The organism is Sphingomonas phyllosphaerae 5.2 (assembly GCF_000419605.1).
Lineage (GTDB): Bacteria > Pseudomonadota > Alphaproteobacteria > Sphingomonadales > Sphingomonadaceae > Sphingomonas > Sphingomonas phyllosphaerae_B.
Genome location: NZ_ATTI01000001.1, coordinates 2,389,998 through 2,411,906, shown reverse-complemented (window position 1 = coordinate 2,411,906; position 21,909 = coordinate 2,389,998). Strand labels below are relative to the sequence as shown.

Sequence of the window (21,909 nt, the reverse complement as noted above, 5' to 3'; positions counted from 1 at the left end):
GGGGGGACATCGGGCGTCGGTCCGTGTTGGCGGCGATCGCCGCTTCCCCGCTCGGCTGTGCGCCACGGCGTGACGCCGCCGCGTTGTCGTTCTGGGCGATGGGATACGAAGGCGATTATGCGCCGCTGCTGATCCCGGCCTTCACGCGCGCGACCGGAACGACCGTCGACGTGCAGTCGCTGCCATGGACCGCGGCGCACGAGAAGCTGCTGACCGCGCATGCCGGCGGTGCGATGCCGGATGTGGTGATGCTGCCAAACGGATGGGTCGGCGAGTTCGCGATGATCGATGCGCTTTCACCGGTCGCGGTGCCGGCGTTGCTCGCCGACAATTTTCCCGGTGTGGTCGCGGGGATGCGCCAGCGCGGTCGCGATTATGCGGTGCCGTGGTCGGTCGCGCCGCAGGTGCAATTCTACCGACGCGACCTGCTGGGCGAGGTCGGCTACGATGCGCCGCCCACCGACTGGGACGGGTGGCGGGTGATGGGGCAGCGGCTGAAGCGTCGTGCGCCCGACGACTACGCCTTCCTGATGCTGCTGAACTGGTGGGACACGCTGTTCACCTTTGCCGCGCAGGCCGGCGCCACGCCGCTGGTCGAGAACCAGACGCGCGCGCAGTTCCGCTCACCGGCGTTTCGCGACGCGCTGGCCTTCTACGTTTCGCTTTTCCAGGAGCGGCTGGCACCGCCGGTATTGTCGACGGAGATGCAGGATCCGCTCGCCGCGTTCGCGCAGGGCTATTTCGCGGTCTATCCCAGCGGCCCGAGCCTGCTGCTCGACCTGCATCGCCGCGCCGACCAGATCGCCCCCGAACTTTGGTCGACCGCGCGGATGCCGGGGCCGGACGGGCCGGGCCGCGTTTCCGGCGTGAGCGCCAGCCTGTGCGTGTCCGCGACCACCACGAACCCGACCGCAGCCTGGGACCTCGTGCGACATCTGACCTCCGGTGGCAGCGAGTTGCGCTTCCAGCGCCTGATCGGCAATTTGCCGGCGCGCGTCAGTGCATGGGACGCGCCGCAGCTCGCCACCCCGTTGCTTGCGCCGTTCGCCGAGCAGCTCCGCGCGCCCGCCGTCGATCCGAACATCGTGGAATGGGAGCGGATCCGGCTGGAAGTGCAGTTGCTCGCCGAGAAAGCGGTGCGCGGCGTGCTGACGCTCGACGAAGCGCTCGCGGCGATGGACGTGCGCGTCGATGGCCTGCTCGCCAAGCGCCGCGCGCTGGTGGCGGCGGGACGGCTCGCATGACGCGCGCGGCGCGCACCGCCTATGTGTTCTTCGTGCCGGTGCTGGCGATCACCGCATTCGTGCTGGTGCTGCCGACCGTGCTGGCGCTGGCGCTGAGCGTCACCGATTATTCGGTGTACGCGCTCGCCGACTGGCGCAATCTCAGTTTCGTCGGGCTCGGAAACTACCTGTACCTGCTGCGCGAACCACTGTTCTGGCGCGCGCTGGGCAACACCGCGCTGTTCGCGATCCTGGGCGTGCCGATGGCGATCGGCGCGTCGCTGTTCGCCGCCTTGCTGCTCAACGATGTCACCGTGCGGTGGAAGCCGTTGTGGCGCGTGCTGTTGTTCACGCCCTATGTGACCAGCGTCGTGGCGACCGCGGTGGTGTGGCGCTTCCTGCTCAACACGCGCTTCGGGCTGGTCAACCGCGCACTGGCCGCAGCGGGGTTGCCGGCGGTCGACTGGCTGGGCGATCCGCATGCGTCGATCCCCGCGATCCTCATCTTCGTGACGTGGAAGATCTTCGGCTACAATATGATCGTCTTCACCGCCGCGCTTTCGGCGGTGCCGCACGACCTGATGGAGGCGGCGCGGCTCGACGGTGCGTCGCGGTGGCTGCGTTTTCGCCACGTCACCTTGCCCGCGATCGGCCCGACCTTGCTGCTGGCGGCGGTGATGAGCGTCGCCGGCTTCCTGCAGATCTTCGCCGAACCCTATGTGATGACGATGGGCGGGCCGGCGCAAAGCACGGTGACGATCCTGTATTTCATGTTCGACGAAGGCTTCAAATGGTGGAACCTGGGGCAGGCGAGCGCCGTCGCGTTCGTGTTGTTCCTGATGATCCTGGCGCTCACCTTCGCGCAGGCCAGGATCGGGCGGCGTTACGAATGGCTGTAAGGCGCGCCCGTGCGATCGCGATGAACCTGGCGGTCGCGCTGCTGACGCTGGCGACCGCCGCGCCGATCGTCTGGATGGTGATCGTCTCGTTCATGCCGCGCGGCGAGAGCAGCCGCTTCCCGCCGTCGCTGTGGCCGAGCCGCTGGACGCTGGAGAATTATCACGAACTGCTCGCGCGGCGGCTGATCGACGGTGCGTGGTTCGACTATCGGATCGTGCCCGCGCTGTGGAACAGCGTGGGGATCGCGGCGCTGTCGACGCTGCTGGGGCTCATGCTGACGGTGCCGGCGGGTTACGCATTCGCCAAGCTGCACTTCCGGGGACGCGAGCGCTTGCTGAAGCTGCTGATCGCGTCGCTGGTGGTGCCGGGGCAGGTGGCGATGTTGCCGTTGTTCCTGATCTTCAAGGAAATCGGGCTGGTCAACAGCTATGCCGGCGTGATCCTGCCGTCGCTGGCGGGGGTGTTCGCGATCCTGTTCGTGCGGCAGGCGACGCTGGCGATCCCCGACGAGATGCTGGACGCCGCGCGGCTCGACGGCGCGGGCGAGATGCGGATATTCGTCGCGATCGTCCTGCCGTTGATCGCGCCGATCACCGTCACGCTGGCGCTGTTCCTGTTTCTCGGGAGCTGGAACGACTTCCTGTGGCCGCTGATCGTGCTGGCGGATCAGGAGAAATATACGCTGCCCGTCGCCGTCGCCGCAATCTCGCGCGAACATGCCGCGGATGGCGAGTTGATGATGGCGGCGGCGGTGGTCACGACCTTGCCGGTGCTGGCGCTCTTCCTTGCCCTGCAGCGTTATTACATCGGCGGGTTGCTGGCGGGCAGCGTCAAGGGCTGAGGCGCGAAGGCGCGCCCGTCGCCGTCGAACAGGTGCACGTGCGACGGCGTGGCGGCGAAGCGCAACCGCTCGCCCAGCGTCACCGCACGGTCGCCGGGCAATTGCGCCACCAGCGGTGCGACCCCCGCGCCGCGCCCGAGATGCGCGAAGGACAACGGGCCGAGCCGCTCGAACAGCTCGACGACGCCGTCGAACGGGCCGTGGTCCGCGGCGTGGAGATGTTCGGGGCGGATACCGAGCGTCACTGCGCTGCCGATCGCCGCGGCGGGCACGTCGACCGCGATCGGGATCGTCGCGCCGTCCGCCAGCCGCACCGCCGTGCCGTCGGGCTCGACCGTCCCGGTCAGCAGGTTCATCCCCGGCGACCCGATCGCGGCGGCGACGTTCAGCGTGGCCGGGCGGGCGTAGAGTTCGAGCGGTGCGGCGACCTGTTCGACGCGGCCGGCGTTCATCACCACGATGCGGTTGGCGAGCGTCATCGCCTCCAGCTGGTCGTGGGTGACGTAGATCATCGTGCTGCCCAGCTGCTGGTGCAGCCGCGCGAATTCGTGGCGCATCCGTACCCGCAGTCCGGCGTCGAGATTGGAGAGCGGTTCGTCGAGCAGCAGCACCTTCGGTCGCCGGACGATCGCGCGCGCGATCGACACCCGCTGCCGCTGCCCGCCGGACAGTGCGCGCGGGCGCCGGTCCAGCAGCGCGGTGAGGTCGAGCGTGGCGGCGACGGCCTCGACGCGGGCGGCGATCTCGCCGCGCGACAGGCGCTGCACCTTCAGCGGGAAGGCGATGTTCTCGCGCACCGACAGGTGCGGGTAGAGCGCGTAGGATTGAAAGACCATCGCCAGATCGCGGTCGGCGGGGGCGGCGTGGGTGACGTCGCGGTCGCCGATCCGCACCGTTCCGCCGCTCGGCTTATCCAGCCCGGCGATCAGCCGCAGCAGCGTCGACTTGCCGCAGCCGGACGGGCCGACGATGACGACGAACTCGCCATCCGCGATCGTCAGGCTGGTAGGATGAAGGACGGTCGCAGCGCCGAAGCGCTTGCCGAGCTCATGGATGTCGACGCTGGCCACCGCGCATCCTCGACGGTGCCGGACCGGAGTTCAAGCGCTTAGCGGCGCCCGGACGACGATCTATGCGGCCGCCCTGGCCCCGGCATCGTCGTTCGCCGCGGGGGTGGTGAGGCCGCCGTCCTGCGCCAGCTTCGCGAAGGCCCCCCCGGCGGCGAGCAACTCGTCGAACCCGCCCTGTTCGACGATCCGGCCCTGGTCGAGCACCACGATCCGGTCGGCGGCACGCACCGTCGACAGCCGGTGCGCGATCACGAAGGTGGTGCGGCCGTGCCGCAATCGCTCGAGGCTTTCCTGCAAGCGCGCCTCGGTGGCGACGTCGAGCGCGCTGGTCGCCTCGTCGAGCAGCAGGATCGGCGCGTTCTTCAGCAGCGCGCGCGCGATCGCGATCCGCTGCCGCTCGCCGCCCGACAGGCCGGCGCCACGATCGCCGACCGCGGTCGCGAAACCGTCGGGCTTGCGCATGATGAAGTCGTAGGCGCCGGCGATGCGGGCCGCATCCTCGATCTGCTCCAGCGTGGCGTCCGGATTGCCCATCGCGATGTTCTCGGCGATCGAGCGGTTGAACAGCCCTGCTTCCTGGAAGACCACGCCGGTCGCCGCGCGCAACGAGGCAAGCGTGGCAGCTGCGATATCCTGTCCATCGACGAGGATCCGGCCCTTTTCCGGATCCCAGGCGCGCTGGAACAGCCCGAGCGCAGTCGACTTGCCCGATCCGGTCGGGCCGACGATCGCCACCGTCTCGCCCGGCGCGACCTCGAAGCTGAGATCGTGCACCGCGCCGGAGCCGGTGGGGTAGCGGAACGAGACGTCCTCGAAGGTGACGCGGCCCTTGGCGACCGACAGCGGCTGCGCGTCCTCCGCTTCGGCGATGTGGCTTTGCTGGTCGAGGACATCGAAGAACTGGTGCAGCGCCGGCAGACGTTGCGCGACGTTGACGATGAAGGCGGTGACCGTTTCCAGGCGCGCGATCATCAGCGTAGCGAACCCGACGAACGACACCACGTCACCGATCGTCGCCAGACCGCGCGTGATCAGCGTCGCACCGAACCCGAACACCGAGACGATCGCGATCGAGGATGCGCCGCGCGTCAGCACCGCCGACACCGCCCACCAGCTGAGCACCGGATATTGGGCATGGAGCAGGTCGTGGAGCGAACGGCGGACATTGCCGAGTTCGCCGGGCACCGCGAGGAAGCTTTGCAGCACCGTGACGTTGCCGAACAGGTCGCCGAGATTGCCCGAGATGTCGGTGAAGCGATCCTCGACGCGCGCCTGACCGGTCGCGGTGTGGCGCATCACCACCAGGTTCACGGCCGAATAGACCAGCATCAGCGCCACCAGCACCATCGCCAAGCGCCAATTGGTCAGCAGCGCGATCGGCAGCAGCAGTGCGAGGATGCCGATGTTGGTGATCTGATCGCGCAGCAGCGGCAGCCATAGGGTGAAGAGCGCATCGCAGCCCGAGATCATGATCCGCATCAGCCGGCCCGAACGCGCCTGGGTGTGGAACGCGGGCGGCAAGGCGAGCAGATGCTCGACATAGGAGGACATTGCCGCGAGCCGCCGGCGGTGCGCCATGCGATCGGCGAGCAGCGCGATCACCACGCCCGCCCCGAACACCGTAACGCTGATCGCGCACCACATCGCGACGTAGCGCATCGGGTTCGCGCCGGTCGTGAGGCCGTTGACCGCGCGACCGAACAGCAGCGGCTCGGCGACCTGCAACAATGCCACCAGCGCACCGGCGCCGAGCAGCGAGCCGGCCTTCAGCCGTTCGGGACGGAGCAACGCGATGGCGCGCCGGACGAGTTGGAACGAGCCCTGACGCTCTGCGGGAATGGACGCGGCCACGGCGACCTCACGAAACGGAGTTGACGGTGCACCCGCCGCCGCGCTCGCGGTCAACCGGGATGACCATCTCCTAGCATCGCCATGGTTAACGGATCGTATTGTCGCCCCGGCCCCGATGCGCGTCGGGGCCGGGGCGGAGAGTCATTCGATCGGGATCAATGCTCGCGGAACGATGACCAGAAACCGCCGACCAGCGGCTCCAGCGCGTAATCGAGCGCGGTCCGCTTGCGCAGCGGGATCAGCACCTGCGCGGGCATGCCGGGGCGCAGCTTGAACTGTTCGCCGCGGAACCGGGCGAGGACGTGAAGCTCTGCGGGCGACACGGTCACCTCCCCGGTGAAATAGCTGACGCCGGTCTTCTCGTCGGTGAAGCTGTCGGCAGACAGCCGGGTGAGCGTGCCGTTGAGCGGCGGGATGTCGCGCTCGTGCAGGCTGGGGAACTTCACGCTCGTCGCCTGACCGACCCTCAGGTCGTCGGCATCGTCGGGCGAGATACGGGCCTGGATGCGGAGCGGCGCTTCCTCGGGCACGATGTCCATCAGCTTCTGCCCCGGCTGGATCACGCCGCCGGGTGTGAAGACGGTCAACCCGACCACGGCGCCGGTCGCGGGCGAACGGATCTCGGTACGCGCCAGCTGCTCGCGCGCCGCACCCAGCTTCGGCAGGAGCTCACCCAGCCGCACCTCGACGTCGCGCAGATCGGCGGCGGTTCGCTCCGTAAAGGTACGCTCGGCCTCCAGCCGCTGGATCTGGCTCTCGCGCGCCGCCTCGCGCGTCTGCGCGACGCTGGCGGCATATTGGCCGCGCTGACCCTGCAATTCGGCGCGCATCCGCTCAAGCTCGCGCAGCCGCGTCTGCGAGACGAAGCCCTTGGCGGCGACCGGGCGCAACGCGTCGAGCTGCGCCTCGAGCAGTTTCAGCTGCTCCTGTGCAGACAGCACCTGCTCGCCATAACCGCGGCCCTGTTCGTTCGACTGCGCGCCGCGCTGACCCAGCGCATCGCGCTGCGCCGCGAGCGTGGCGGTGCGCGCGCTCAATTCGGTCTGCTGGAGCCGCATCGCCAGCCGTGCCTCCGCCTGGTCCTCGCTGTTCAGCGTCGCGAACTCGCGCGGTTCGGGCACGCGCGTCTGCCCGAGCTGCTCGGCCTGAAGCCGGGCGCGCTGCGCCAGCAGCCGGATCGTCTGCGAGGCGAGCGCGCGCTCGCTGGCGTACACTTCGGGCGAGCCGAGGCGGAGCAGCAACTCGCCCTGCCTCACGCGCTGCCCGTCGCGAACGAAGATCTTCTCGACCACGCCGCCGTCGCGGTGCTGCACCGACTGGCGCTGTCCCGATACGGCCAGCACACCTTCGGCATAGGAGGCCGCGTCGAGCCGCGCGAACGTCGCCCAGCCGAGAAAGCCGAGGAAGAATATGGCGGCGACGATCAGGCCGTTGCGGATGTCGCGGCGCGGGTCCGCGGGCAAGTGGACCTTGTCGTCGGCGACCGCGGCATAGGGATCGGAGAGGGGCAGGGTGGCCATGGGTCAGGCGCTCGCGGTCGGGGCGTTGATAGTAGGGGCGGGGCCGGAAACGGCGGTATTGGGCACGGCGCGCGGTCGGCGCGGCGCGATCTTCGGCAGGATCTCGTCACGCGGGCCGAACATCTCCACCCGCCCGCCGCGCATCACGAGCAGCTTGTCGACCACCGGCAGGATGCCGAGCTTGTGGCTGACCACCAGGATGGTGTGCCCGGCCTGCTTGTAATGGTCGATCGCGGCCAGCAGCGCGCTGTCGCCCTCGGCATCGAGATGCGCATTGGGCTCGTCCAGGATCAGCACCGCGGGATCGCCGAACATCGCGCGTGCCAGCGCGACGCGTTGCGCCTGACCGGCCGACAGGCCGCGCCCGCCGGCTTTCAGCTCATGATCGAAGCCGTTCGGCAGCCGCTGGATCAGCTCACGCGCCCGCGCGCGCTCGGCGGCGGTGATCGCGGCGGCATCGAGCGCCGTCTCGTCGGCTTCCAGCTCGGTGCGGAAGCGCGCGATATTCTCCTTCACGGTGCCTGCGAACAACGACGGGTCCTGCGGAAGATAGCCGACGTGCTCGGCCAATCGCTCAGGATCCCAGTCGCCCGCATCGGCACCGTCGACGCGGACGCGCCCGCGATCCGGGCGGATCGCGCCGGCGATCGCGCGCGCCAGCGTCGACTTGCCCGCGCCACTCGGGCCGACGATCGCGATCACTTCGCCGGCCGCGATCGAGAGCGAGACGTCGTTGACGATCGCGCCGTCGCGGGTGTCGTTGAGGACCGTGACATTCTCCAGCGTCAGCGCGCCCCTGGGGGCGGGAAGCTGCGTCACCACGCCGGTGCCCTGCGCCTCGGCCAGCAACTTGTCGAGGCGCAGGTAGCTGCCGTGCGCCTGCGCGATACCCTTCCAGCTGCCGATCAGCAGCTCGATCGGGGCCAGCGCGCGTGCGATCAGGAACGAGGCGGCGAAGATCGCGCCGCCCGATATCTGGTTGTCGATCGCGAGCAGCGCGCCCAGCCCGAGCGCAAGGCTTTGCAACGCGAGGCGCACGAACTTCGTGGCGGTCATGTAGTTGCCGCCGACGAAGCCGGCGCGCGTCTGCAACGCCAGCATCGTTTCGCGGTGACGCAATTGGCGCGTCACCATCGCACGGCGCATCCCCAGCGCACGGACCGCCTCCGCGCCGCCCAGCATCGCTTCCTGGCTGGCGTAGCTGGTGGCGGCGGCGATCTGCGCGCGCTCCATCGCGCTGCGCGTCGCCTTCTCGTTGCGCCACGCCAGGAACGGCAGGATCGATCCGCCGACGAGTGCGACGATCCCCAGCGCCGGGTGGACGAGGAAGCACACCGCGACGTAGATCGGGGTCCAAGGCGCGTCGAACAGCGCGAGCACGCCCGGCCCGCTCAGCGTCTGGCGGACGGTATCGAACTCGCGCAGCGCCTGGCGGGCGACCGGCTGATCCGGGCGCCCGATCGTGGCGTCGAGCAGGACCGGCGCCAGTGCGGCATCCAGCCCGACACCGGCGCGCACGAGCAGGCGGGTACGGATGCGATCGAGCAGCGACAGGGTGACGAGCGCGAACAGCAACACCACGGTCAGGAACACCAGCGTCAGCCGCCCGTGCGTGGGCACCACCCGGTCGTACACCTGCAACATGTACAGGGTGGGCGCGATATACAGCAGGTTGACGAGCGCGCTGAACCCGAAAGCCGCCACAACATGGCGGCGGCACAACGCCAGTGCCGCCCGCATCGGGCCTTCGGAGCCGGGATTTGTGGTCAGTCTCATGGGAGCAATGCCTAGCATTACGGTTACAGCGTGGCGACACTCTCCCCGTCAGATGACCACAATCCCGTCACCAACGATACCGCAGCGTGCCGACCACCGTGCGAGATGCGCCGAAGTAACAGCTATTGTTAAAGAAACAGCTTGCGATGTGGCGCGTGTCGAACAGGTTGGCGGCGTTGACGTTCAGCTCGAGGCCCTGGAACCTCGCCCCCAGCCGACCGAGATCGTAGCCGACCAGCGCATCGGCCAGCACGAAACCGGGCGAACCGAATCGCTCCACGACCGTCGCGACGCCGCGTGCATAGCTGACGGTGCCGTCCGATTCGCCGACGTAGCGGACGCCTCCGCCGATCGTCACGCCACCCAGTGCGCCGCTCGCGATCCGACCGAGATCCCACGACACGAAGCTGGACGCGCTCCACTTCGGCACGCCCAGCGGGCGCGTGCCGGTGACGCCCGACAATTGCGGGCCGGTGCCGACGGCGGGGTTGCCGCGCGTCACCAGCGCATCGGTGTAGCTGCCGGCGACGACCAGATCGAGCCCGGGCGCGATCTCGCCACGCCCGTCCAGTTCCAGTCCGCGGACCTTCACCTCCCCGACCTGGATCGAGAAATTGGCGTGATCCGGGTCGGCGACCGGCACATTCTGGCGGCGTAGATCATAGGCGGAGAAGGTGAAGATCGCCGACCCGCCGCGCGGCTGGAACTTCAGGCCCGCCTCATACTGACGCCCGGTCACGGGCACGAACGGCGAGCCGTCGAACCGTGCGCCGCCCTGCGGCTCGAAGCTTTCGGAGTAGCTGACGAACGGCGAGAGGCCGAGCTTGCTTTCGTAGAGCGCGCCCAGCCGCGTCGTGAACGCGGTCTGCGAGGATGGGGTGACCGCGCCGTTGGTGCGGTTGCGGGTGAGCTGGTCGTACCAGTCCCACCGGCCGCTCGCGATCAGGTTCAGCCCGCCGAGCTTCAGCTGGTCCTGCACATAGGCGCCGACCTGATCGATGCGGCGCAGCGTGCGCGACTGCGTGAGCGCGAAGTTGGGGATCGGCCCGCCATAGCGGGGGGCGAACAGGTCCAGGTCGGGGATGCTGGTGTTCGGGTTGGTGGTCTCGCCGGTGTTGAACTGCTGCTCGGCGCGGCCTTCGTTATGGGCATAGTCGAGCCCGGCGATTAGCGTGTGCTCGACCGGTCCGGTCGAAACGCGGGCCGCGAGGCGATTGTCGAGCGTCAGCGTACGGAAGTGCTCGTCCGATCCGCCGCCGCCGCGCACGGCGGTGGAGAAGTCGGCGGTGCGTGCCGCGCCGGTTCCGGTCGTGGCGAAGGCGCTCAGGTATATCTGCCGGTAGTGCAGGTCGACGTCATAATAGCGCGCGTTGGTGGTCCAGGTCAGCGCGTCGTTGAAGCGATGGCGGAACAACAGGGTCGCCGACTTTTGCGTCCGGTCGAACGCTTCGTACGACGGCTCCGAGGTGTTGAAGTCGACGGGAAAGCGCCCGAACGGGTTGGTGAGCGCCGAGCCGATCGCGGGCACGCCGCTGTAGGAAGCCGCTTCGGGATCGCGTTGATAGCTGAGCATCAGCGTGACGCTGGTCGCCGCATCGGGCGCGAAGGTCAGCATCGGGCGCAGATAGTAGCGGCGGTTATAGGTCTGCGTCAGGTAGCCATCCGACTTCTCGCCGCCGCCAATGATGCGGAACTGCCAATGCCCGGCGTCGTCGAGCGGCTGGTTCACGTCGATCGAAGAGCGAAGCAGCGCGAAATTGCCCGTCGCCAGCTCGATCCGTCCACCCGCCTCGGCATAGGGCAGCTTGCTGGTGAGATTGACGAGCCCGCCCGGCGTACCGCTGCCATACAGGACAGAGGCCGGGCCCTTGATGATGTCGACGCTCTCCACGAGGTGGAAGTCGGTCTGCGACGATGCGTAGACGCCGCCCTGTGCGCGCATGCCGTCGACGAAGAAGCCGGGCGTGAAGCCGCGGATGAACAACTGGTCGTAGCGGGTCGCGACGTTGCCGCGCTGGTTGGGCGCGACGCCGGCGACATAGCCGAGCGCCTGGTTGATCGATTGCGCGTTGCGGCGGCGCAACTCCTCGCCGTCGATGACGGTGACGGTCTGCGGCAGTTCGATCAGCGGCGTCTCGCTCTTCGCGCCGACAGCCCCGCCACGGCGCAGGCGTTCGCCGGTCACGAGCACTTCGTCGCGATCGGCAACGCCCTCGTCGCTTGACCGGTCCGTGCCCGTTTCATCCGCCCGCGCCTCGGCCATCGCCATTGCCGGTCCCGCCACGGCGCCGAGCGCAGCCGCCAGCACCGCCGCGGACCATCGTCCGTTACGCATGTCACCTCCCGATTACTATTGCTAGTCAGTCGCAATCGCCGCTATAGGGCTACTGAGTGTCGGGCAAGGGGAAAGTAAAGGATGCTGATGCAGCGGGTGGAGCCCTCGACGCCGGCCCATCCTGCGCGTCATCTGCGGCGCGCGGCGGTGGCAATGGCGGCGCGGTGCGTAACCGCGCTGCTGGGCGGCTATGCGTTGACCGCCATCGTGGCGACGCTGATCGCGCGGCTCCTTCCGATCTCGCGGGTTGAGGCGACCGTCTGGGCGATGGTGCCGGCGTTCCTCTTCTATGCGGTGGTGGCGTTGTGGTGTTTCCATGAACCCCGGACCGGCCGGGTGATGGCGTGGGTCTGGGGCAGCGCGATCGTGGCGGGCGGCGCGGTGTGGCTGCTGGGGGTGCGGCCATGACGCGGTCGCTGCGCCAGTCGATGGCGTGGATCCATGGCTGGCTGGGCATGCTGGCGGGCTGGATCCTCTTCGCGATGTTCCTGACCGGCACCGCCAGCTATTTCCGGCCGGAGATCACGCGCTGGATGCAGCCCGAACTGCCGATGCACCGCACGAGCGGCGCGCAGGCCACGCAGGCGGCGGTCGCGGAACTGGCGCGAAGCAACGGCGGCGACCAGCAATGGTTCATCATGCTGCCGGACGATCGCACCGCGATCACGCGCGTCTTCACGATCCCGCAGCCCGATGCCACCGCCAAGCCCGCCCCCGGCAAGCGGCGCAAGCGCGGCGGCGAGCTGGAGCTGGACCCGGCGACGGGCAAGCCGATCCATGCACGCGAAACGCGCGGCGGCGAGCATTTCTATCGCTTCCACTTCCAATTGCAGTTGCCGCATCCGTGGGGGCGCTGGCTGGCAGGTGTCTGCGGGATGTTCATGCTGGCAGCGATCGTTTCCGGAGTCGTGACGCACAAGCGGATCTTCGCGGACTTCTTCACGCTGCGCTGGAACAAGGGACAGCGCAGCTGGCTGGACACGCACAACGTCTCCGCGGTGCTGGCGCTCCCTTATCATGCCGTCATCACCTACACCGGGCTTATGACGCTGGTGCTGATGTACCTGCCGTATCCGATCGCGATCAACTACAAGCAGCCGCTGGATTTCGGACGCGAGGCCTACGGCCTGCCGGTCGATGCCGAGGCGAGCAAGCGGCCCGCGCCGCTGGTCCCGATCGCGCCGCTGGTCCGCGATGCCGAGGCGCGGTTGAAGGCGCCGGTCTCGCGCGTCGTGGTGCGCCATCCCGGCGACGCCGCCGCGACCGTGGCGATCTCGGCGGCGACGGTGAGTGCGCTGAACGCACGCACCGGCACCGCGGTCTATTCGGGTGCGACGGGCGCGTTGCTGCAGTCGCCGAGCAACAGCGGAGCGGCGGTATCGACCGTCGGCGTGATGCTGGGACTGCACATCGCGCAATATGCCGCGCCCGGGTTGCGCTGGGTGCTGTTCCTGCTCGGGTTGACCGGCGCGGCGATGGTGGGAACCGGGCTGTTGCTGTGGACCGCGGCGCGTCGGCGCCCGGGCGCGACGCCGTTCTTCGGCCTGCGACTGGTCGAGCGGTTGAACATCGCGACGATCGCCGGGCTACCGATCGGGATGGGTGCCTTTCTGCTCGCCAATCGGCTGATCCCCGCCGCGGCGACGGGGCGCGCCGATGCCGAGGTGGCGACGATGTTCTACGCCTGGGGTGCGGCGGCGCTGCTGCAACTGCTGCGCCCGGCGCGACAGGCCTGGGCAGCGCTCTTCGCGATCGGTGCGCTGGTCTTTGTCGCGATCCCGGTGGCGAACGCGCTGACGACGTCGCGGGGGCTGCTCGCGTCGTGGCAAGCTGGCGACTGGCTGTTCGTGGGGTTCGATCTGGCGATGCTGGTGACGGCTGTGCTGCTGGGAGCCGCCGCGTGGCGGGCAGGCCGGCCGCAGGCGGTGCGCGCGACGCGTCGTGTCAAGGAGATGGTGCATGTGTGAAGGCGTGTTGCTGTGTGCGTTGGCGTTCGTCCTGCTGGCGGCGGCGTCCTACAAGTTCCGGCGCGAGGCGGGCGTATCCGGCGAACGGGCGGTGCGCGCCCTGCGCAGCGGCGCGGCGGTGCTGATCGCGCTGGCGCTGGTGCGCGTCGGTACGCCGATGGATGGCGAGCGCTGGGTACGGCTGTTGACCTGCGCGTCGATCGCCGCGGTTGCGGTGGTACTGGCGTTGTCGGTGGCGCCCGGCGCGGTCTTTTATCCCGTGCGCCGGACGCTGCGTCGCCGCTGATCCGTCAGGAGGCGACCGCCTCGCGCACCGTGCCGTCCTCCGCTTCGCCGAGCGCGCCGAGTTCGCCGCGTGCGCGTGCCGTGCGGCCATAGACCAGTTCGAAGAGCGGCGAGGCCATCAGCGTCGTCGCGATCGCCATCAGCACCAGCATCGAGAACAGCGCCGGGCCGATGATGCCGCGGGCCAGCCCGATGTTGATGATGATGAGTTCCATCAGCCCGCGCGCGTTCATCAGCGCGCCGACCCCCATCGCGGTGGCATTGTCCTGCCCGGTCAGCCGTGCCGCGGCCCAGCAGGCGCCGCCTTTCGCGAGCACCGATGCCGCCAGCACGACCAGCGTGACGCCGATCAGCGCCGGATCGGCGACCAGCCCAAGCTGGGTGTTGAGCCCCGAGAAGGTGAAGAAGCACGGTAGCAGCAGCAGGACGGTGAGCGGCTCCAGCTGTTGTTTCAAACCGTCCGCGAAGACGCCGCGCGGCATCGCGACGCCCAGCAGGAACCCGCCGAACACCGCGTGCATCCCGACCGCATCCATCGCGAAGGCGGCGAGCAGGAACAGCATCAGCGCGATGGCGGTATCGCCCTGACCGATCCGCCCGGCCCGCGCCGCACGCGCGCCCAGCGGCCGCAGCAGCCGTGGCCCGAGCCCGAGCACGACCAACGCGAACAGGGCCGCGCCGCCGATCGCCTTCACCGCCACGCCCGGCCCGTCGCCGAACGTCGCGAGCACGACCGCCAGCACCGTCCACGCCCCGGCGTCGTCGATCGCCCCCGACGACAGCGACAGCGTACCGAGCGGGGTGTCGGAGAGGCCGCGTTCGTGGATGATCCGCGCCAGCATCGGAAAGGCGGTGATCGCGATGCATGCGCCGGTGAACAGCACCGCCTGCGTCGCGGTGACGCTCGGCCCGAACAATCCAGGGATCGACCGAAGCCACGGCGCGATCGCGATCGCCAGCACGAACGGGGCGATCATTCCGGAGAGCGACACGGCCGTGGCGCTGCGCGCGTTGCTGCGGAAATGATCGGCGCGGAAACCCAGGCCGACGATGAACATGTAGAGCCCGACGCCGAGTTGCGCGACGGCATAAAGCAGCCCGCGCGTCTCCTTCGGGAACAGCGCCGCCTGCCACTCCGGCGCCAACAGCCCCAGCAGCGACGGCCCGAGCAGCACGCCCGCGATCATCTCGCCGACCACCTGCGGTTGCCCCAGATAACGCTTCGCGAGCCAGCCGACCGCGCGCGACACCGCGACGATCGCGAACAGCTGCATGAAGAAAATGACGCTCAGCTGTGCCGGTGCCATCGATTGTCCCCCTCCGTTTTACTGAGGGTTAGCGCCGTGGCCGGACGCGCTCAACGGTCTTATGGTCGTGCTACCGCCCGCCGGTCCGCCGGTTGAGTGCCGCGACGCAGCTGGCGCGATCGATGCTGCTGCCGTCGCGCTGCCGCGCATCGACCCAGGTGACGCGCGGCTCGGCATGGCCGGCGGTGGGATAGAGATAGGCATCGAGGATGCAGATCGCGCTGGAGAATTGCAGCTTGCGCGCGGTGCCTTCGCGCACGTCGGCATCGGGCTGCCCGAAGGTGCGGGTCAGTTGCGCGACATCCTGCCCCATCACCGCCTCCAGCCCGAGCGTCGGGAGCGCGACCGGGATCGCGCGCGACACGGTGGGGCGTGGCACGGTGGTGGTCGCGCACCCGGCCAAGAGCGGCAGGGCGAGGAGGGCGGCCGGGACGAACGGCTTCATCGGCGGTTCCTGTGGAAAAGATGCGTCGCCATCGCCGCGCCGATGACGGGCGCGAGGATGTTGAGCAGCGGAACCACGAACAGCCCGGTCGCGGCAAGCCCCAGCACGAAGCGTTGCCCCGCGGTGGCCGCACGCCAGTCTCGCATCGCCGCACCGGGCAAGTGGCGGGCCGCGACCATCTCGCCCAGGTCGCGCCCGAGCAGCCAGCCGTTGACGACGAAGAACGCCGCGGCGGTGCCGACTCCGGTGACCAGCAGCGCCAGATAGACGGGCGCGAAGAGCAGGTTGACCGCGATGAACCGCGCTGCCGAGGCCAGCCCCATGCGAAGCCCGCGCGCAAGCGACACCGGCCGCGCCGTCGCCAACGCATCGGGGTAATGCCGCCGCTCCACCGCCGCCACGATCGTGTCGGCGAACAGCCCGACCACCACCATCGCGACGGCGCGGAACAGCAGCCATGCGCCCAGCACGGTCGCCACCGTCGCGGCCACGCCCGCCAGCGCGCCGTGCCAGCTCCACCCGGCCAGCGCGGCATCGATCGCCCACCACAGCAACCCGCCGAGCGCTACGAACATCACTAGCGTGATCGCCAGCGACAGCGCCAGCACCCGCAGCACCGGCGGATCGGCGAGTTGCCGCAGCGACAGCAGGAAAGCGCGTATCATGGCAAGGCGATGCGCCACGCTTGGCCGTTGCGCAACCCGCGGGCGCGCTCTAGGCGGGCGCTTTCCCGCTGCCAGGAACCACGACCTTGACCGAACCCCGCTACGACGTGGTCGCGATCGGCAATGCCATCGTCGACATCCTCTCGCCCGCCGCCGACGACTTCATCGCCGACAACGGCATGACCAAGGGCGCGATGGCGCTGGTCTTCTCGCCCGAGGAAGCCGACGCGCTCTATGCGAAGATGGGGCCGGGGCAGGAAGTGTCGGGCGGTTCGGCGGCGAATACGATCGCGGGAATGGCGGCGCTGGGCAGCGCGTGCGCCTTCATCGGGCAGGTCGCCGACGACCAGCTGGGCGAGGTCTTCGCACACGATATCCGCGCGGCGGGCATCCGCTTCGACACGCCATCGCGCGCCGGTGCGCCAACCACGGGGCGTTGCCTGATCTTCGTGACGCCCGATGGACAGCGCACGATGAACACGTTCCTGGGCGCATCGCACTATCTGCCGGCCGAGGCGCTGGACGCGACGCTGATCGCCGCGGCGCGCTATCTGTATCTCGAAGGCTATCTGTGGGACCCGGAGGAGCCGCGCGCGGCGATGCGCGCCGCGATCGACATCGCGCGCCAGGCCGGGCGCAAGGTCGCGTTCACGCTGTCGGCGGAGTTCGTGATCGATCGCCACCGCGCCGCCTTCCACGAGCTGATCGCGCACGGCCTGATCGACGTGCTGTTCGCCAACGAGGCGGAGATCATGTTCCTTACCGAGACCGACTCGGTCGACGCGGCAGTCGCGGCGGTGCAAGCCAAGGTGCCGCTGGTCGTGGTCACGCTGGCGGAGCGTGGGGCGATGGCGATTTCCGGCGGCGAGCGCACCACGGTGCCGGCGCAGCCGATCGACAAGGTCGTCGACACGACCGGTGCGGGCGACCTGTTCGCGGCCGGCTTCCTGCACGGGCAGGCCCGCGGCAAGACGCTCGAAGCGTCGCTGACGCTCGGCGCGATCTGTGCGGCGGAGGTGATCCAGCATTTCGGCGCACGACCGATCGTCGACCTGAAGGCGATCACCGCCGCGGTCTGACCGAGCGATCGTCGTTCCGGCGAACGCTGGAACCTCCTGCGTGGCGCGCCATGTCCGCTCTTGCCGGGGTGGCGCTCCCATGACCTTCGCGGCGGGCGATGCCGGGCGTTGCGGTTCTCAACCGCGCTACGATCTGCCACACACCGGCGCGTGACCTCGCTGCCGATCCATGCCGTCCTGCCCGAGTTGCTCGCCGTCCTCGCCGAGCGATCGTCGGCGGTGCTGGTGGCCCCGCCGGGAGCGGGCAAGACCACCGCCGTCGCACCCGCCCTGATCGGCGCGGCGTGGTGCAGCGGCGAGGTGCTGGTCACCAGCCCCCGCCGCCTCGCCGCGCGCGCCGCCGCGGAGCGGATGGCCGCACAGGCGGGTGAGCCGGTCGGAGGTACTTTCGGCTATGCGACGCGCCTCGATACGAAGCGGTCGGCGGCCACGCGGGTCACCGTCCTGACCGAAGGCATCCTGACCGCACGGCTGCAGGACGATCCCGAGCTGACCGGTGTGTCCGCAATCCTGTTCGACGAAGTGCACGAGCGGAGCCTGGACGGCGACTTCGGGCTGGCGCTCGCCCTTGACGCGCAGGGTGGCTTGCGGCCCGACCTGCGGATCGTGGCCATGTCCGCTACCCTGGACGGTGCGCGCTTCGCGACGCTGATGGACGGCGCGCCGGTGGTCGAGAGCGAAGGACGCAGCCATCCGCTCGAGCTGCGCCACATCGGGCGCGCCGCCGAGGCGCGGATCGAGGATGCGATGGCGGGGGCGATCCGCCGTGCGCTGGGGGAGGAGCAGGGCGGGGTGCTGGCGTTCCTGCCCGGCGTGGCGGAGATCGAGCGAACGGCGGAGCGGATCGCCGAAATCCCTGGCGTGCGCGTCCACCGGCTGCACGGCAGCCTTGACCCGAGCGCCCAGCGCGCCGCGATCCGTGCCGAGCCGGACGGCGCGCGCAAGCTGGTGCTGGCGACGTCGATCGCGGAGACGAGCCTGACGCTGGACGGTATCCGGGTGGTGATCGACAGCGGGCTGGCGCGACGCCCACGCTACGACCGCGCGGCGGGGATGACGCGACTGGTGACCGAGCGCGCCAGCCAGGCGTCGGCGACGCAGCGCGCCGGTCGCGCCGCGCGGCAGCAGCCGGGCGTCGCCTATCGCCTTTGGGAAGCGGCGGGTACCGCGGGGACACCGCGCTTCGACCCGCCCGAAATCCTCGAGGCGGACCTGTCGGCGCTGGTGCTGGCGTGCGCGATGTGGGGCGTGGCGGATCCGCGGGCGCTGCGCTGGCTCGATCCGCCGCCGGAAGTCGCGGTGACCGAAGCGCGGGCACGGTTGCTGACGCTGGGGGCGATCGATGCGGACGGGCGGCCGACCTCGCACGGTAAGCGCATCGCTGCGCTTCCGATGACGCCGCGGCTGGCGCACATGCTGCTGGAGGCGGGCGACAGGCGGCTCGCCGCGGAGATCGCGGTGTTGTTGCAGGAGCGCGGGCTGGGCGGGCCTGACGCCGACCTCGAACTGCGATTGCGACGCTGGCGCGGCGATCGTTCCGCCAAGGCGGAAAGCGCGCGGGCACTCGCGAAGCGCTGGGCGGGGATGGCGGGCCGCGGCGGCGCGGCGGAGACGATCGCGGCGTGTGTCGCGCTGGCCTTCCCGGACCGCGTCGCGCGGCGTCGCGATGCCAGTGGCGAGCGGTGGGTGTCGGCGGGCGGGCGCGGCTTCCGGCTTGACGCCACGTCGACGCTGGCGCGTGCGGAATGGCTGGCGGTCGCCGAAACGCAGGGGATGGCGGCGGGCGCGCGCATCCTGTCCGCCGCGGCGATCGACGCGGGAGAGGTCGAGGCGTTGTTCGCCGACCGGATCGTGACGCATCGCACCGCCACCTTCGATGCGGCGACCGGTGCCGTGCAGTCGCTGCGCGAGCGGCGGATCGGCGCGATCCGGCTGTCGAGCGGCCCCGACCCACAGGCCGATCCGGCGGTGCTGGCGGCGGCACTGGTGGAGGGGGTGCGCGTGCACGGGGTGGCGTTGCTGCCGTGGTCCGATGGCGCGACGGCGCTGCGGACGCGCGCGCTGTTCGCGGGCGTGCCGCTCGACGATGCGGTGCTGGTCGAGCGGCTCGACGAATGGCTGCCGCTGCTGGTGGCGGGGCGGCGGCGGCTGGATGCGATCGCGCCGGGTGCGTTGACCGAGGCTTTGCGGCAGCTGATCGGCTGGGATGCGCTGCGCCAGATCGACCGCCTCGCGCCGGCCGAGTTCACGAGCCCGGCAGGATCGACGCATGCGATCGATTATGGCGCCGAAGCGGGCCCGACGGTGGAGTTGCGCGTGCAAGCCCTGTTCGGGCTGGCCGAGCATCCGCTGGTCGGCGAACGACGCGTGCCGCTGGTGCTGTCGTTGACGTCACCGGCGGGGCGCCCGATCCAGACGACCCGCGACTTGCCGGGGTTCTGGCAGGGTAGCTGGCGCGAGGTGGCGCGCGAGATGCGCGGGCGCTACCCGCGGCATCCGTGGCCGGACGATCCCGCGGCGGCGGCGCCGACGCTGCGCACAAAGCGCGCGGATGCGCGGCGCTAGGCGAGGACCTCCTTCGGCTATGGCGGCCGTCGCGCTGAATGCGTTTCGGCGGTTTCAACTTGCAGATGAAGGGCGAAGTGCCACGCCGGGGCGACGGATTGCGAGGTCTGCCTGCTTCTGGAGCCGATCGACAGCCAGCCGGCTCCCCCGTGGTTGCGAGCGCAGCGAAGCAAGCCAGCGCGTCGTGCGGAACGCTGGGTTGCTTCGCTGCGCTCGCAATGACGGAGCAAGGGAGCAAGCCTGCCCGATCGTGGCAGCGCGGCTCGCCCGAACCGATGGATCATCTTCATTCGCGAGCAGTCCGGCACCCGCGAAGCGCTGATTGTCGATCGGCGCGAGAAGGGCGACCTCGGCTGGTAGATCAAGCCGTCCCGAGAGCGCGAACGAAGCGGATTGCTTCGGGACGCCGGGTGTCGACCGGCGCTGGCTTGTCGGGGCGCGGCGGCGCACCTACACCGGCGCCACGATACGAGGAGATGTGATGGACCGCCGCTGGACGATTGCGCCGCTGATGCTGTTCGCCGCCTGCTCCGCGCAGCCGCAGACGCCGGTGGTGAAGGATGCCTATATCCGGCTGGCTGCGGTGCCGGGCCGGCCGGCGGCGGGCTATTTCATGATGCGCGGCGGAGCGAAGGACGCAACGCTGGTAAAGGTAGAGGCGGCGGGCGTTCCGCGCGCCGAACTGCATGGCAGCCGCATGACCGGCAACGGCATGGCGACGATGGACTCGCTGCCGAACGTGCCGGTTCCGACGGGAGCGGACGTCGCCTTCGCGCCGGGCGGGCGGCACGTGATGCTGTTCGACGTGCCGGCGTCGGTGAGAGCAGGCGCAACCCTGCCGCTGACGATGCGCTTCGCCGATGGGAGCTCGACTGCCGTTCCCGCGAAGGTGATAGCGGCGGGCGATGCCGCGCCCGACTGATCCGTCGCATCGTCGATCCAGCTCAAGTCTCGACGGCGCGGCGGGGCGGGTGGTGTTCGCTAGGTTCCCGGGCGTGGAGCTTGCCGTCGCGCGTATCGCGGATTTCGTCGTGCCCGGCCTGGTGAGGACCGAGCGGGTCGATGTCGGTCATGGCGATGGGATCGCACTATCGTGGATCGACCGGCCTTGCCGGCATCTTACCGGGCATGGTGCCGGTGAACTCGTGCTGGAGGCGCTGTCACCGTGGTGACCGGACGCGCGCTGACCATGGGGGAGGTGGCACTGGCCCGGTCGGTGTATGGCGATGCGATCGACTATGCGCCGGTGCGACTGGTGCAGCGGAAATGGGCGTTTTTCCAGCCTCGCGACACGGTGATGGCGCCGCGCGGGTGCATCCATTTCCATCCGGGCGGGACGCTGTGGTGCGAGGATTTCGCTGCGGCTTCGCTCGACGCGCAAGGGCTGCTGATCCACGAATTGTGCCATGTCTGGCAGCATCAGCGCGGGATATTCCTGCCGCTGAAACGCCATCCGTTCTGCCGCTATCACTACGCGATCCGCCCCGGCTGGCGCCTGGAGCGCTATGGCATCGAGCAGCAGGCCGAGATCGTCCGGCATGCCTTCCTGCTGCGGCGCGGGGCGGTGGTGCCGGGTGCGCCGGATCGTACGCAATACGAATCGATCCTTCCGTTCGGAGAACGCCCGTGAGCATCTGGCACACCCCCATCGACCTCGACGCCGTCACCGCCGCCTGCGCCGGATCGATGCCGGGCTTCCTGGGAATCACGTTCGTCGCGGCAGGCGACGACTGGCTGCGCGCGCGGATGCCCGTCGATCAGCGGACCCGCCAACCGTATGGCCGGCTGCACGGCGGCGCTTCGGTGGCGCTGGCCGAGACGGTGGCCTCGGTCGCAGCGATGGCGACGCTCGATCCGGCCACGGCGGCGGCGGTCGGCATGGAGATCAACGCCAACCATCTGCGCCCGGTGGGTGAAGGCTTCGTCCACGCCACCGCCACCTGCGAGGCGCGCGGGCGTACGTCGCAGGTGTGGACGATCCGGGTCGAGGACCAGGCCGGGCGGCTCGTGTGCCTCGCGCGGATGACCGCAGCGGTGATCGCCGCGGTGCGGGGCGAGGTCGGGTGAGCTAGGGCCGATC

General features: G+C 69.8%; 20 protein-coding genes. 11 read left to right on the top strand and 9 right to left on the bottom strand.

Going from position 1 to position 21,909, the window contains the following annotated elements:
- The first annotated feature begins 23 nt into the window (after positions 1-23).
- From SPHPHY_RS20005 to SPHPHY_RS0111355, 3 genes are read left to right on the top strand one after another with little or no spacing between them, the layout of a single operon-like run.
- Positions 24-1,244 carry an extracellular solute-binding protein gene (locus tag SPHPHY_RS20005; RefSeq protein WP_156025090.1) on the top strand — a complete coding sequence of 407 codons (1,221 nt, stop codon included), beginning with the start codon at positions 24-26 and terminating at the stop codon, positions 1,242-1,244.
- Complete coding sequence (locus SPHPHY_RS0111360; RefSeq protein ID WP_022686809.1) at positions 1,241-2,122, top strand: carbohydrate ABC transporter permease; 882 nt, start codon at positions 1,241-1,243, stop codon at positions 2,120-2,122. The genes SPHPHY_RS20005 and SPHPHY_RS0111360 overlap by 4 nt, the downstream gene beginning before the upstream one ends.
- A 20-nt stretch (positions 2,123-2,142) precedes the next feature.
- A complete protein-coding gene (locus tag SPHPHY_RS0111355) occupies positions 2,143-2,964 on the top strand; it encodes a carbohydrate ABC transporter permease (RefSeq protein ID WP_022686808.1) in 822 nt (273 codons plus the stop codon).
- Here the strand turns inward: SPHPHY_RS0111355 and SPHPHY_RS20000 are convergent.
- The 5 genes from SPHPHY_RS20000 to SPHPHY_RS0111330 all read right to left on the bottom strand — a co-directional run bounded on the left by SPHPHY_RS20000 (position 2,925) and on the right by SPHPHY_RS0111330 (position 11,516).
- On the bottom strand, positions 2,925-4,034 hold the full coding sequence (locus SPHPHY_RS20000) for an ABC transporter ATP-binding protein (protein ID WP_022686807.1): 1,110 nt from the start codon (positions 4,032-4,034) through the stop codon (positions 2,925-2,927). The genes SPHPHY_RS0111355 and SPHPHY_RS20000 overlap by 40 nt on opposite strands.
- Positions 4,035-4,094: 60 nt before the next feature.
- Positions 4,095-5,885: an ATP-binding cassette domain-containing protein gene (locus SPHPHY_RS19995; RefSeq protein WP_022686806.1), complete on the bottom strand. Its 1,791-nt coding sequence runs from the start codon at positions 5,883-5,885 to the stop codon at positions 4,095-4,097.
- A gap of 155 nt (positions 5,886-6,040) precedes the next feature.
- Positions 6,041-7,405, bottom strand: a complete 1,365-nt coding sequence (locus SPHPHY_RS0111340) for an HlyD family type I secretion periplasmic adaptor subunit (RefSeq protein WP_022686805.1) — start codon at positions 7,403-7,405, stop codon at positions 6,041-6,043.
- A 3-nt stretch (positions 7,406-7,408) separates the two neighbouring features.
- Positions 7,409-9,181 carry a type I secretion system permease/ATPase gene (locus tag SPHPHY_RS0111335; RefSeq protein ID WP_022686804.1) on the bottom strand — a complete coding sequence of 591 codons (1,773 nt, stop codon included), beginning with the start codon at positions 9,179-9,181 and terminating at the stop codon, positions 7,409-7,411.
- Positions 9,182-9,248: 67 nt separating this feature from the next.
- Positions 9,249-11,516, bottom strand: coding sequence for a TonB-dependent siderophore receptor (locus SPHPHY_RS0111330; RefSeq protein ID WP_022686803.1), 2,268 nt, complete (start codon positions 11,514-11,516; stop codon positions 9,249-9,251).
- An 87-nt stretch (positions 11,517-11,603) separates the two neighbouring features.
- On the opposite strand from SPHPHY_RS0111330, the gene SPHPHY_RS0111325 reads away from it, so the two are divergent.
- The 3 genes from SPHPHY_RS0111325 to SPHPHY_RS0111315 are packed head-to-tail and all read left to right on the top strand — an operon-like array spanning position 11,604 to position 13,769.
- Complete coding sequence (locus SPHPHY_RS0111325) at positions 11,604-11,924, top strand: hypothetical protein (protein ID WP_156025089.1); 321 nt, start codon at positions 11,604-11,606, stop codon at positions 11,922-11,924.
- Entirely contained in the window at positions 11,921-13,483 is a 1,563-nt protein-coding gene (locus SPHPHY_RS0111320) for a PepSY-associated TM helix domain-containing protein (protein WP_028056798.1), read from the top strand. Before SPHPHY_RS0111325 ends, SPHPHY_RS0111320 begins: the two co-directional genes overlap by 4 nt.
- Positions 13,476-13,769, top strand: a complete 294-nt coding sequence (locus tag SPHPHY_RS0111315) for a hypothetical protein (RefSeq protein WP_022686800.1) — start codon at positions 13,476-13,478, stop codon at positions 13,767-13,769. The genes SPHPHY_RS0111320 and SPHPHY_RS0111315 overlap by 8 nt, the downstream gene beginning before the upstream one ends.
- 4 nt (positions 13,770-13,773) lie before the next feature.
- Here SPHPHY_RS0111315 and SPHPHY_RS19990 read toward each other — a convergent pair whose 3' ends face one another.
- From SPHPHY_RS19990 to SPHPHY_RS0111300, 3 genes are all read right to left on the bottom strand, one after another.
- Positions 13,774-15,075 (bottom strand): cation:proton antiporter, encoded by a 1,302-nt coding sequence (locus SPHPHY_RS19990; RefSeq protein ID WP_043130021.1) that lies wholly within the window; start codon positions 15,073-15,075, stop codon positions 13,774-13,776.
- 70 nt (positions 15,076-15,145) lie between these two features.
- Positions 15,146-15,520: a hypothetical protein gene (locus SPHPHY_RS0111305; RefSeq protein ID WP_022686798.1), complete on the bottom strand. Its 375-nt coding sequence runs from the start codon at positions 15,518-15,520 to the stop codon at positions 15,146-15,148.
- Positions 15,517-16,185 carry an EI24 domain-containing protein gene (locus SPHPHY_RS0111300; RefSeq protein ID WP_022686797.1) on the bottom strand — a complete coding sequence of 223 codons (669 nt, stop codon included), beginning with the start codon at positions 16,183-16,185 and terminating at the stop codon, positions 15,517-15,519. Before SPHPHY_RS0111300 ends, SPHPHY_RS0111305 begins: the two co-directional genes overlap by 4 nt.
- 86 nt (positions 16,186-16,271) lie before the next feature.
- Between SPHPHY_RS0111300 and SPHPHY_RS0111295 the strand changes: the two genes are divergently transcribed.
- From SPHPHY_RS0111295 to SPHPHY_RS0111285, 3 genes are all read left to right on the top strand, one after another.
- Positions 16,272-17,264, top strand: coding sequence for an adenosine kinase (locus SPHPHY_RS0111295; RefSeq protein ID WP_022686796.1), 993 nt, complete (start codon positions 16,272-16,274; stop codon positions 17,262-17,264).
- A 150-nt stretch (positions 17,265-17,414) separates the two neighbouring features.
- Complete coding sequence (gene hrpB / locus SPHPHY_RS0111290) at positions 17,415-19,829, top strand: ATP-dependent helicase HrpB (protein WP_022686795.1); 2,415 nt, start codon at positions 17,415-17,417, stop codon at positions 19,827-19,829.
- Between the two features lie 481 nt (positions 19,830-20,310).
- Positions 20,311-20,751 carry a copper chaperone PCu(A)C gene (locus SPHPHY_RS0111285; RefSeq protein WP_022686794.1) on the top strand — a complete coding sequence of 147 codons (441 nt, stop codon included), beginning with the start codon at positions 20,311-20,313 and terminating at the stop codon, positions 20,749-20,751.
- A 22-nt stretch (positions 20,752-20,773) separates the two neighbouring features.
- Here the strand turns inward: SPHPHY_RS0111285 and SPHPHY_RS22660 are convergent, their stop codons facing one another.
- Entirely contained in the window at positions 20,774-20,902 is a 129-nt protein-coding gene (locus tag SPHPHY_RS22660) for a hypothetical protein (protein WP_269213763.1), read from the bottom strand.
- 116 nt (positions 20,903-21,018) lie between these two features.
- Here SPHPHY_RS22660 and SPHPHY_RS0111275 point away from each other — a divergent pair, with 116 nt between their 5' ends.
- A complete protein-coding gene (locus SPHPHY_RS0111275) occupies positions 21,019-21,459 on the top strand; it encodes a hypothetical protein (protein WP_043131059.1) in 441 nt (146 codons plus the stop codon).
- The gene (locus SPHPHY_RS0111270; RefSeq protein ID WP_022686791.1) at positions 21,456-21,896 is read left to right on the top strand and encodes a hotdog fold thioesterase; all 441 of its coding nucleotides are present in this window, start codon (positions 21,456-21,458) and stop codon (positions 21,894-21,896) included. Before SPHPHY_RS0111275 ends, SPHPHY_RS0111270 begins: the two co-directional genes overlap by 4 nt.
- The last annotated feature ends 13 nt before the right edge of the window (positions 21,897-21,909 follow it).

Bases quoted from the DNA above. Each gene is read 5' to 3' on its own strand.
- SPHPHY_RS0111360 (WP_022686809.1), top strand. From the start codon at position 1,241: ATGACGCGCGCGGCGCGCACCGCCTATGTGTTCTTCGTGCCGGTGCTG.
- SPHPHY_RS0111355 (WP_022686808.1), top strand. From the start codon at position 2,143: ATGAACCTGGCGGTCGCGCTGCTGACGCTGGCGACCGCCGCGCCGATC.
- SPHPHY_RS0111340 (WP_022686805.1), bottom strand. From the start codon at position 7,405: ATGGCCACCCTGCCCCTCTCCGATCCCTATGCCGCGGTCGCCGACGAC.
- SPHPHY_RS0111335 (WP_022686804.1), bottom strand. From the start codon at position 9,181: ATGAGACTGACCACAAATCCCGGCTCCGAAGGCCCGATGCGGGCGGCA.
- SPHPHY_RS0111330 (WP_022686803.1), bottom strand. From the start codon at position 11,516: ATGCGTAACGGACGATGGTCCGCGGCGGTGCTGGCGGCTGCGCTCGGC.
- SPHPHY_RS0111325 (WP_156025089.1), top strand. From the start codon at position 11,604: ATGCAGCGGGTGGAGCCCTCGACGCCGGCCCATCCTGCGCGTCATCTG.
- SPHPHY_RS0111320 (WP_028056798.1), top strand. From the start codon at position 11,921: ATGACGCGGTCGCTGCGCCAGTCGATGGCGTGGATCCATGGCTGGCTG.
- SPHPHY_RS0111315 (WP_022686800.1), top strand. From the start codon at position 13,476: ATGTGTGAAGGCGTGTTGCTGTGTGCGTTGGCGTTCGTCCTGCTGGCG.
- SPHPHY_RS19990 (WP_043130021.1), bottom strand. From the start codon at position 15,075: ATGGCACCGGCACAGCTGAGCGTCATTTTCTTCATGCAGCTGTTCGCG.
- SPHPHY_RS0111305 (WP_022686798.1), bottom strand. From the start codon at position 15,520: ATGAAGCCGTTCGTCCCGGCCGCCCTCCTCGCCCTGCCGCTCTTGGCC.
- SPHPHY_RS0111300 (WP_022686797.1), bottom strand. From the start codon at position 16,185: ATGATACGCGCTTTCCTGCTGTCGCTGCGGCAACTCGCCGATCCGCCG.
- SPHPHY_RS0111285 (WP_022686794.1), top strand. From the start codon at position 20,311: ATGGACCGCCGCTGGACGATTGCGCCGCTGATGCTGTTCGCCGCCTGC.
- SPHPHY_RS22660 (WP_269213763.1), bottom strand. From the start codon at position 20,902: ATGACCGACATCGACCCGCTCGGTCCTCACCAGGCCGGGCACGACGAA.
- SPHPHY_RS0111275 (WP_043131059.1), top strand. From the start codon at position 21,019: ATGGGGGAGGTGGCACTGGCCCGGTCGGTGTATGGCGATGCGATCGAC.